This window comes from Mucilaginibacter endophyticus (assembly GCF_003351025.1).
Lineage (GTDB): Bacteria > Bacteroidota > Bacteroidia > Sphingobacteriales > Sphingobacteriaceae > Mucilaginibacter > Mucilaginibacter endophyticus.
The window spans coordinates 26,841-35,274 of sequence record NZ_QPCG01000015.1 but is presented as its reverse complement, the minus strand read 5'-3'; the positions used below and the strand labels follow the sequence as shown (position 1 = coordinate 35,274).

Below are 8,434 nucleotides of genomic sequence, written 5' to 3'. Positions count from 1 at the left end.
CGGTTAGCTAAGGCTTTGCATTGTTGCACCATTAAAGGTGATAAAGGGTGGCACCGACCTACTCTCCCACGTTTTACCGCAGTACCATCGGCTCTGGCGGGCTTGACTTCTCTGTTCGGAATGGGAAGAGGTAGACACCGCCGATATAGGCACCTGAATTTCTTTTTATTAAGGTCAAAGCTTAAAGGTTAAAGCTCAAAGGTTGTTTACCTTTCGCCTTTATCCTTTGGCCTTTCAGCCTTTATAAATGACATATTATTGAAAGAAGTACTTGAATTTAAGAGAAAACAACAGCATTCGTTGTTTTTGTTTTCGCGGGGTACAATCTTTGGGATTGTACCCACACTGTTTCTATCTGAAGAAAGCTTCGGGCAATTAGTATCACTCGGCTATGATGTCACCACCTTTATACCTATGACCTATCAACGTAGTAGTCTCCTACGACCCTCAATGGAAGTCTCATCTTGTGGCTAGTTTCGCACTTAGATGCTTTCAGCGCTTATCTATTCCCAACGTAGCTACTCTGCAGTACACCTGGCGGCATAACAGATTCACCAGAGGTTAGTCCAACCCGGTCCTCTCGTACTAAGGTCAGCCCCACTCAAACTTCCTACGCCCACAACAGATAGGGACCGAACTGTCTCGCGACGTTCTGAACCCAGCTCGCGTGCCACTTTAATGAGCGAACAGCTCAACCCTTGGGACCTTCTCCAGCCCCAGGATGTGACGAGCCGACATCGAGGTGCCAAACCTCCCCGTCGATATGAGCTCTTGGGGGAGATCAGCCTGTTATCCCCAGCGTACCTTTTATCCTTTGAGCGATGGCCCTTCCATGCAGAACCACCGGATCACTATATCCGTCTTTCGACCCAGCTCGACTTGTCTGTCTCACTGTCAAGCAAGCTTATGCTATTGCACTCCGCGTACGGTTACCAAGCGTACTGAGCTTACCTTTGAAAGCCTCCGTTACCTTTTTGGAGGCGACCACCCCAGTCAAACTACCCGCCAAACAATGTTCTCCACATCGTAGAGTTAGACACCAAATACAGAAAGGGTGGTATTTCAACGTTGACTAAATGACTCCTGGCGAAGCCACATCACAGTCTCCCACCTATCCTACACATCCTGTATCCGATATCAATGTTAAGCTATAGTGAAGGTGCATGGGGTCTTTCCGTCCCGTTGCGGGTAACCGGCGTCTTCACCGATACCACAATTTCACCGAGCTCATGGCTGAGACAGCGCCCAGATCGTTACACCATTCGTGCAGGTCGGAACTTACCCGACAAGGAATTTCGCTACCTTAGGACCGTTATAGTTACGGCCGCCGTTTACTGGGGCTTCGATTCAATGCTTCGCCTTGCGACTAACATCCCCTCTTAACCTTCCAGCACCGGGCAGGTGTCAGGCCTTATACGTCATCTTTCGATTTTGCAAAGCCATGTGTTTTTGTTAAACAGTCGCCTGGGCCTTTTCACTGCGGCTGACATTGCTGCCAGCGCCCCTTCTCCCGAAGTTACAGGGCCATTTTGCCGAGTTCCTTAGCCATGATTCACTCGAGCACCTTAGGATTCTCTCCTCGACTACCTGTGTCGGTTTACGGTACGGGTTTTTAATACCTGAAGCTTAGCGGGTTTTCTTGGAAGTCTGATTACCTGAACTATCACCTCGTCCGAAGATTTGGTGTACTATCAGCTTTCAGCATAATCTGCGTACTTAACTACAGTTTATTTACCTACAGCCTTTAACGAACTATTCCGTCAGTTCGCGTCAGTGTCACTACTCCGTCACCGCATCGCAGTATTAAAAAGTACTGGAATATTAACCAGTTGTCCATCGGCTACGCCTGTCGGCTTCACCTTAGGCCCCGACTAACCCTGATCCGATTAGCGTTGATCAGGAAACCTTAGTCTTTCGGTGGGCGGGTTTCTCTCCCGCCTTATCGTTACTTATGCCTACATTTGCTTTTCTATTCCCTCCACAGTCGGTTGCCCCTCCTGCTTCGCCGGATAATAGAATGCTCCCCTACCAGATGCATTGCTGCAAATCCATAGCTTCGGTATACTGCTTGATGCCCGTTTATTATCCATGCCCGATCGCTCGACTAGTGAGCTGTTACGCACTCTTTAAATGAATGGCTGCTTCCAAGCCAACATCCTAGCTGTCTGTGCAATCGGACCTCGTTAGTTCAACTTAGCAATAATTTAGGGACCTTAGCTGATGGTCTGGGTTCTTTCCCTCTCGGCCATGGACCTTAGCACCCATAGCCTCACTCCAGCGTATATTATAAAGCATTCGGAGTTTATCTGGATTTGGTAGGATTTGACTCCCCCGCACCCAATTAGTAGCTCTACCTCTTTATAACTCAACCGCCAGGCTGTTCCTAAAAACATTTCGGGGAGTACGAGCTATTTCCCAGTTTGATTAGCCTTTCACCCCTACCCACAAGTCATCCGGAAACTTTTCAACGTTTATCGGTTCGGTCCTCCAGTACCTGTTACGGCACCTTCAACCTGCCCATGGGTAGATCACAAGGTTTCGCGTCTACCTCCCCTGACTATACGCCCTTTTCAGACTCGCTTTCGCTTCGGATCCGTGTCTTAAACACTTAACCTTGCCAGGGAAGAGTAACTCGTAGGCTCATTATGCAAAAGGCACGCCGTCACCCGTTACCAGGCTCCGACCGCTTGTAAGTACACGGTTTCAGGTTCTATTTCACTCCCCTGTTCGGGGTTCTTTTCACCTTTCCCTCACGGTACTGGTTCACTATCGGTCTCTCAGGAGTATTTAGCCTTACCGGATGGTGCCGGCAAATTCCCACAAGGCGTCTCCGACCTCGCGGTACTCAGGATACCACTATCCTATTATCAATTACCCGTACGCAGCTCTCATGCTCTATGGCCGGGTTTCCCACCCCGTTCCGGTTCTCTTTAATATTCATGTTGTGGTCCTACAACCCCCATATTGCCGTAACAATATAGGTTTGGGCTTCTTCCATTTCGCTCGCCACTACTCTGGAAATCACTATTGTTTTCTCTTCCTCTGCTTACTTAGATGTTTCAGTTCGGCAGGTTAGCGCATTCTGCAGTTATTCTTCAAATAACTAGGTTTCCCCATTCGGAAATTACCGGATCAAATCTTATTTGCAAATCCCCGGTACTTATCGCAGCTTATCACGTCCTTCTTCGCCTCTGAGAGCCAAGGCATCCCCCGTGTACCCTTTCTTACTTTCTTCTACGCTTGCGCCTTTTGCGCCGCAAGGTATGTCTTTATTTTAGTCCGTCATTGGTTCATTAGTTCATTGGTTCATTAGTATTGCTACTATTTTACCTTTGAAGTCTTCAACCCAACAACTTCCTATCTGTTGTTTTCTCTTGTTTTCAATTACTTCTTCCAATATGTCAAAGAACGTTAGTTTTCATCTGTAGCGTAACCTATATTACAGTTACTGTAGAATACTTGGTGGAGAATAACGGATTCGAACCGTTGACCCCCTGCGTGCAAGGCAGGTGCTCTAGCCAGCTGAGCTAATCCCCCTAAAAGTTAAACCTTTTTGTAGTCCCGAGCAGATTTGAACTGCTGACCCCTACATTATCAGTGTAGTGCTNNNTCTAACCAAGCTGAGCTACAGGACTATTCGCTGTGTGGATTAGTTTTTTACGATCTCAGATTTTAACCGTAAATCGTAATCACTTACAATCCTGTGCCCAGATATTTGGTTCAGCCAATGATGGTTAAACTTCCGGGTGTTTCCTTTTGTCTTTTTTTTGTGCTTTAAGAAATTATCATGTAGGTAACAGTTTCAAGCCTCCTGCTTGCGATACTGCTCCAGAAAGGAGGTATTCCAGCCACACCTTCCGGTACGGCTACCTTGTTACGACTTAGCCCCAGTTACCGACTTTACCCTAGGACGCTCCTTGCGGTTACGCACTTCAGGCACTTCCAGCTTCCATGGCTTGACGGGCGGTGTGTACAAGGCCCGGGAACGTATTCACCGCGTCATTGCTGATACGCGATTACTAGCGAATCCAACTTCACGGGGTCGAGTTGCAGACCCCGATCCGAACTGTGAATGACTTTATGAGATTGGCATCCTGTTGCCAGGTAGCGGCCCTCTGTATCATCCATTGTAGCACGTGTGTAGCCCCGGACGTAAGGGCCATGATGACTTGACGTCGTCCCCTCCTTCCTCTCTATTTGCATAGGCAGTCTGTTTAGAGTCCCCACCTTAAATGCTGGCAACTAAACATAGGGGTTGCGCTCGTTGCGGGACTTAACCCAACACCTCACGGCACGAGCTGACGACAGCCATGCAGCACCTAGTTTCGTGTCCCGAAGGACTAGAGCGTCTCTGCTCTATTCACTAACTTTCAAGCCCGGGTAAGGTTCCTCGCGTATCATCGAATTAAACCACATGCTCCTCCGCTTGTGCGGGCCCCCGTCAATTCCTTTGAGTTTCACCCTTGCGGGCGTACTCCCCAGGTGGAACACTTAACGCTTTCGCTTAGACGCTGACCGTATATCGCCAACATCGAGTGTTCATCGTTTAGGGCGTGGACTACCAGGGTATCTAATCCTGTTTGATCCCCACGCTTTCGTGCCTCAGCGTCAATCATACCATAGTAAGCTGCCTTCGCAATTGGTGTTCTGTGACATATCTATGCATTTCACCGCTACTTGTCACATTCCGCCTACCTCTAGTATATTCAAGCCCATCAGTATCAAGGGCACTGCGATAGTTGAGCTACCGTCTTTCACCCCTGACTTAACAGGCCGCCTACGCACCCTTTAAACCCAATAAATCCGGATAACGCTCGGATCCTCCGTATTACCGCGGCTGCTGGCACGGAGTTAGCCGATCCTTATTCTCAAGGTACATTCAACTTCTTACACGTAAGAAGGTTTATTCCCCTGCAAAAGCAGTTTACAACCCATAGGGCCGTCTTCCTGCACGCGGCATGGCTGGTTCAGACTTCCGTCCATTGACCAATATTCCTTACTGCTGCCTCCCGTAGGAGTCTGGTCCGTGTCTCAGTACCAGTGTGGGGGGTCATCCTCTCAGATCCCCTAAACATCGTAGCCTTGGTATGCCGTTACCACACCAACTAGCTAATGTTGCGCATGCCCATCTTAGTCCTATAAATATTTGATCATCAAACGATGCCATTCAATGATGTTATGCGGTCTTAATCTCTCTTTCGAGAGGCTATCCCCCTGACTAAGGTAGGTTACATACGTGTTACGCACCCGTGCGCCACTCTCATCGGAAGCAAGCTCCCGAATCCCGTCCGACTTGCATGTATTAGGCCTGCCGCTAGCGTTCATCCTGAGCCAGGATCAAACTCTCCATTGTAAAATGTTTTGTTTAATTTCCCGACCCTATTATTAATTAATAGAATCTGTATTATTATATCTTTATACAGTTCGCTTGCTTTTTTTGGTAACTCTTCAGCTTGCTTTAACCTTAGCCTCCGCTTGCCTCCCGTTACGCTACATGATTTCCATTTCTTAAAAGAACTTGCTCGCTTCCCTTCTCAGTTCAGCTATATAATCTTTCGGCTCTTACACCGTTTCGATTTGTCAGTTTTTACGGCGAGAATCGCTCTCTTTCCGTTTTGATTCCAAAGGCCTAAAACCCTCATCCTCTTCTCTTTAGAAGCTTTTAAGCTTCTCTCCCGCTTGGGGCTGCAAAGGTAACAACCTTTTTCTCTTTTCCAAAACTTTTTTTTTCTTTTTGTTTTGGACCCGCTCAACCTCTCTTCTCTCCTCGTTTGCGGGCTGCAAAGGTGTGAATTATTTTTTGTTTTGGCAAGTAAAATTTTACTTTTTAAAACCTTTTCATTCAACCTTAATCTTCAAAAAACAACACCTTTTTCTCAAAGGCGGTCACAAATGTACGCAGAAAACCAGCTTCCAACCAAGACAAATTTTCAAATAATCAACAGGAGGTGCACAACTCATTGAAAATTAAGGTTAAATAAATGTGAAGCTACTGTTATAATTAGGTAAGGACGGTCATTTTCCTAATGCGTATATTTGAAATGAATATGAACGAGCTTAATTTTCCACCGCATTTCATCGCGTCATTAGGTGCAGAAAACGGATTTGACGAAGAAAACTTTGTAAAAGCGCACCTGTTTGAAGACGCTCCAACCTCTATCAGGGTGAATCCTTTTAAGCCATCAATCTTAAAAAGCACACAAAATGTACCCTGGTGTGCAAATGGATATTACCTGGAGAGCCGTCCGTCGTTCACTTTTGATCCTCTTTTTCACGCCGGGTGCTACTATGTACAGGAAGCATCGTCGATGTTTATTGATCATATTTTTAAAAAGATCAACCAAAATAACGAGGATGAGATCAAAGTACTTGACCTTTGTGCCGCGCCCGGAGGTAAAAGCACACTCCTTAATTCGGCCCTGCAGCCTACCGATTTGTTGGTGGCAAACGAGATCATTAAAACCCGTGTGCCTATATTAACAGATAATTTGAATCGCTGGGGCACAGCCAATACTATTGTTACCAATAATGACCCGAAAGATTTCGGGAGGCTGAAAAGCTTTTTTGATATTATACTGGTTGACGCGCCATGTTCTGGCTCGGGGATGTTCCGCAAAGATCCCGACGCGATGAACGAATGGTCGGAAGGGAATGTGAACCTTTGCCACCAGCGACAGGAACGCATACTGGCCGACATTTATCCGGCATTGAAAGAGGACGGCTATCTTATATACAGTACATGTTCTTACTCGCACCAGGAAAACGAGGATATTCTGGATTGGCTTTGTGCCGAGTTTGAACTGGAAAGCGTTCGGATACCTGTTAATAATGACTGGGGAATTGTTGAAACCCAATCGCCGCAAAAAAAAGCCTGGGGCTATCGTTTTTATCCGGGCAAAGTAAAAGGCGAGGGTTTATTTGCTTCCTGTTTGCGTAAAAAAGAGCACAGCGGCGATCTGGCATCTTTTAAAAACAATACCCAGCAAAAGTTACCGGGCAAAGAGCTTGACCAGGTACGCTCATATATTAATGAACCGGACGATTTTTACTATTTTAAAGTAAACGACGACTGGATGGCTATTAACCGTGCCCACAAAGAAAGCCTGAATATATTACAGCGACACCTTTATATTAAAAAGTCGGGGGTTATTATTGGTAAGCTGGCCGGGAAAGATCTGATCCCGGATCATGAACTGGCGTTAAGCCTGATAGTGAATAAAGATGCTGTTTTGGAAACGCCCCTTAATAAGGACCAGGCCATTCAATACCTGCGCCGGGATAATATAGATTTAACTACAACTGATAAGGGCTGGACATTGATGACTTACGAAGGACACCCGCTTGGCTGGGCCAAACTTTTGCCTAACCGCATTAATAATTATTATCCTAAAGAAATAAGGATATTGTCGGCACACCCACCGAGAGAATGGTGATAAATTATATTTAACAGTTTTCAGCGTTAGGGATAGTAGCGGATACCGGCCCGAGCATAATGCCTGTGCAGTATGAGCGAATAGCCCGCCCGTCAGCTGACGGGAACGCCCATATGAGCATGCTGGCTCGCAATGCCGTAAAATTAAAAATTCATGCAAAGGTTCAAATCAACGGGTTTATTTCCTTTGAACCTTTGCATAAATCAATTATTGGGAGATTTACTCCTGATTTAAATACCTAATTGCTTATTGAAATTTAAAGCCCAAACCAATTTGCCATACCTGGTTACGGTAGTTAGGCAGATTTTGATCGGCATAAGGACGATTTTCGCCAAGGTCGATATTGTAACGGCCGCGGATCTCCACATTACGGTTAATATCAAAGCTCACTCCCACTACACCGGCCACGTAACTATGTTCGGCATCATTGTCGATATGATCGATGCTGGTACCAACAGCGCTTTCGTAAGTATTTTTTGTTGATGTTAAAAAGGTAAGCTGCGGACCAACCAACAGGTTAAAGCCCCTTACTACCCTAAACTTAGCCAGCAAGGGCACATCGATATAATTGGTGCGTTGCGTAAATTTCCCGTCCCTGTCATTTACCTCATAACCTTTTTGCGAAAACAATACTTCGGGCGCAAACGACAACGGATAGATAATAGGCACGTCAAACGTTAAACCTGCGTGCCAGCCGGCAAGTGAGCTTGAACTGTAATTGCTGTTGTAAGCATCAACCGTGTTTGCAACATTTAAACCTACCGCAACACCTACCTTCGGCGTATAAAAATCATCATAACGGCGCTGTGGCTGCTGCCTTTCAACAACCCTGCGTGGCGGACGGCGGTGACGCGGGCCATAATAATATCCCTGCGCGCTAACTGTACCAACGGTAAAAAGGCACATCGCCAAAAAAAGTAATTTTTTCATCGTTTTTCTCTGTTTTAAATAAGTGACGGGAAAAGCCTTAGGCCGATTTGTGCATGGGCCGCCATTAACTT

General features: G+C 46.4%; 2 protein-coding genes, 2 tRNA genes and 3 rRNA genes. 1 reads left to right on the top strand and 6 read right to left on the bottom strand.

Annotation, left to right across the window (positions count from 1 at the left end; all coding sequences use genetic code 11):
* Nucleotides 1-45: 45 nt before the first annotated feature.
* The 5 genes from rrf to DUL71_RS31330 form a co-directional block, all read right to left on the bottom strand.
* A 5S ribosomal RNA gene (gene rrf / locus DUL71_RS31350) occupies nucleotides 46-157 on the bottom strand.
* A 198-nt stretch (nucleotides 158-355) separates the two neighbouring features.
* Nucleotides 356-3,235, bottom strand: a 23S ribosomal RNA gene (locus DUL71_RS31345).
* Between the two features lie 225 nt (nucleotides 3,236-3,460).
* Nucleotides 3,461-3,537 (bottom strand) — tRNA-Ala (locus DUL71_RS31340).
* Nucleotides 3,538-3,556: 19 nt separating this feature from the next.
* Nucleotides 3,557-3,635: transfer RNA gene (locus tag DUL71_RS31335), tRNA-Ile, on the bottom strand.
* Nucleotides 3,636-3,832: 197 nt separating this feature from the next.
* Nucleotides 3,833-5,353: ribosomal RNA gene (locus DUL71_RS31330) — 16S ribosomal RNA — on the bottom strand.
* The 16S, 23S and 5S rRNA genes sit together here with 2 tRNA genes alongside, the layout of an rRNA operon.
* A gap of 673 nt (nucleotides 5,354-6,026) precedes the next feature.
* Here DUL71_RS31330 and DUL71_RS31320 point away from each other — a divergent pair.
* Entirely contained in the window at nucleotides 6,027-7,433 is a 1,407-nt protein-coding gene (locus tag DUL71_RS31320; RefSeq protein ID WP_244228894.1) for a methyltransferase RsmF C-terminal domain-like protein, read from the top strand.
* A gap of 246 nt (nucleotides 7,434-7,679) precedes the next feature.
* Here the strand turns inward: DUL71_RS31320 and DUL71_RS31315 are convergent, their stop codons facing one another.
* On the bottom strand, nucleotides 7,680-8,363 hold the full coding sequence (locus DUL71_RS31315) for a porin family protein (RefSeq protein WP_114941751.1): 684 nt from the start codon (nucleotides 8,361-8,363) through the stop codon (nucleotides 7,680-7,682).
* Nucleotides 8,364-8,434 lie beyond the last annotated feature (71 nt).